We start from the raw sequence: 2267 nt of genomic DNA on the forward strand, positions 1-2267 counted from the left end.
TAATTTCATTTTTTTACCGCTTTCTATTTTATATAAATTTTAATTATATTAATGGTAGCTTTTGTTACTCCAATCTACGCAGGTCAAAGTTAGCGATCGCTCCTTGGGAAAACTTTGCGATTTACTGACCCTCGCTGCTCCCGACAACCAAGCCGCAGCCCAAGCCGAACTCGACAACTACATCGCTGACCAAGCCCAAGTTGTAGCTCCCGAACCCCTCACAATAGTCGAAATCTCGTTTGACCATCACGAATATTACGCTGATGACAAACTGGTAGCCAGCATCACCCACGATGATGATCTAACCCAGCCTTGGGTAGTCTTGGTACAGGGCAAAGAGAAATTCTGCGCTAACACTTATGGAAGATGCCACCGCTTCATTCAATGGCATTACCAAGACAGCACACTAAACGAACCCGCCCAAGTAGAAACACCCCCCACGACCGAAAACCGAATCATGGCGCATATCTTCAACGAGTACCAGAATTATGGGTTTGAAATTCTCGACGATGGCATTTACAACAACGGCGTGAAACTGGGGCAAGTCGGATGCACTGAGGGTAACTGGTGGGTAATCTTGGGTTATTCAGGTCAGCAGCAGTATTCTAACTCTGTGTTTGATGCTGTGCGCTCATTGTCGATGGTGGACGTGTCTTGTGATGATAAATCCATTTTTGATGAATATTTTTTAGACCAACCCTTAGAACAGCTAACTGGCAATAAATTGCAACAGCTGCTGGAGAGAACAGAGTTAGTCACGGCGTAAGGAGGCAGGGGGGCAGAGGTGCAGAGGGGAAAGAATCTGTACAAATCTCTTCTCTGCTCCTCCGCACCTCTGCTTCATTGTCCCTTTATTCACCAATCCCCAATTAAATCTATGAAAGCCACAATATCCATTCCCCAACACTGGGGCTACCCTCGCTTTCCCTTAGAACAGCGTACACAACAGGGCATCATTTTGGGGCTTTATTACTATCCCTCTGGTACAGAGTTAGCTGAACAATTTGATGATGGTTGGCGCTATGTACTGATGCCTAACAAGAATTCTGATGAAATATCGTACTTGAAAGAGGATCAAATCCAACCGCTCACACCAGAAGAACTATTTCAGCAAATTACCGCAGAGATTGACTTTTATCAACAGCAAATAAGCATTCTCAACCGACAGTTAACCATATTAGCTAGAGGTGCAAACAATGGCTAACTCTACAGACAACTTTGACCGTAGAGCCAATCATTTGCTGCGTTTACTTCAACTTTGTGGTGGTTGTGTTCCTCTGCATCGGCTTCAGCTCCAATTCTCTGATTCAGTTATTCAAACTCTGCTAGATAAAGAACTGGTGCAAGTACAGAATACGGGACGCGGTTTTTTGTTGGAGATTGCCGAGGATTTTTAGTTTATTAATCCCAAAGGACAAAATTATGAAAATTTACGCGAAAACCATTCCACAGACTTTACCCGATTGGGCAACTGTCGTTACAAAGAGTGCAAATTTATTTGAGATTGAAATCAACGATGAACACCCGAATTTTCAATCTCTGCTTGAAGAGTTAGAAATCGAGATTGAGCCAGGAACATTCGGTGTGAAAGCTGAGGATTTATGTTCCAGACTCGGAATTGAAATGTCTAGCCCCAACCTCTACCAATTACTTAAACAAGCCCAAACCCTGATATCCCTTATTGCTACGCACTCAGACTACAAACAACTGCTGGACGAGGGATATAGCCACGATTTAAACATTGCTGATGCTAGCACTGCGCTGACTTATCTGCAATGGGACTTAGAGCGGAATCGATAACTTTCTGTTTAGTAAAAAAGCGATTGCTTGAAGAAAAGCTGATATTCAAGCAATCGTAAAGCGCTGAAAGTTTACGCTACAAACCACTAATTATTGCACAGGTCAACAAAATATGGTTACTGAAATCAAGCTAGGTTTATGCAACCCTCCCGAACCGATTTATCTCTATGTCAAAAACGCCGAGTTAGGTGGAGAATCTTACCTGTGGTATCACTACGATATTCAGGGTAAGCGCATTTCAAAGGCTATTGACAACAAGGCTTTTCAGCATCATGATGATGAGATAAGCAAGCAGTTAAAATGGTCAACATATAGTTGTTATCCATAGCAGCTCTGTTTGATTTTTGACGGTTACTTCGCTTGAGTGATTGTTCCAAATTTAAAGCGTTAAGTGCAATTCGACGCAGCAATGATAGATTTTGTGGAGCATGGCCAGTACGGACGCGGCAAGCGTCTTCATTGAAGGT

4 protein-coding genes and 1 pseudogene are annotated in these 2267 nt (G+C 43.0%); 4 read left to right on the forward strand and 1 reads right to left on the reverse strand.

Translation table 11 applies throughout. From position 1 onward, the window contains the following. The first annotated feature begins 61 nt into the window (after positions 1-61). The 4 genes from H6G96_RS40590 (at position 62) to H6G96_RS40605 (ending at position 1800) form a co-directional block, all read left to right on the forward strand. On the forward strand, positions 62-766 hold the full coding sequence (locus H6G96_RS40590) for a hypothetical protein (protein ID WP_242063671.1): 705 nt from the start codon (positions 62-64) through the stop codon (positions 764-766). A gap of 111 nt (positions 767-877) precedes the next feature. After that, positions 878-1204, forward strand: coding sequence for a hypothetical protein (locus tag H6G96_RS40595; RefSeq protein WP_190920305.1), 327 nt, complete (start codon positions 878-880; stop codon positions 1202-1204). Further along, complete coding sequence (locus H6G96_RS40600; RefSeq protein ID WP_190920307.1) at positions 1197-1397, forward strand: hypothetical protein; 201 nt, start codon at positions 1197-1199, stop codon at positions 1395-1397. Before H6G96_RS40595 ends, H6G96_RS40600 begins: the two co-directional genes overlap by 8 nt. Before the next feature lie 25 nt (positions 1398-1422). Then, positions 1423-1800, forward strand: coding sequence for a hypothetical protein (locus tag H6G96_RS40605; protein WP_190920309.1), 378 nt, complete (start codon positions 1423-1425; stop codon positions 1798-1800). 245 nt (positions 1801-2045) lie between these two features. On the opposite strand, the pseudogene H6G96_RS41010 reads toward H6G96_RS40605, so the two are convergent. After that, positions 2046-2267, reverse strand: a pseudogene (locus H6G96_RS41010) (ISAs1 family transposase); the annotation flags it as partial.

The organism is Nostoc sp. FACHB-892, assembly GCF_014698795.1.
Lineage (GTDB): Bacteria > Cyanobacteriota > Cyanobacteriia > Cyanobacteriales > Nostocaceae > Nostoc.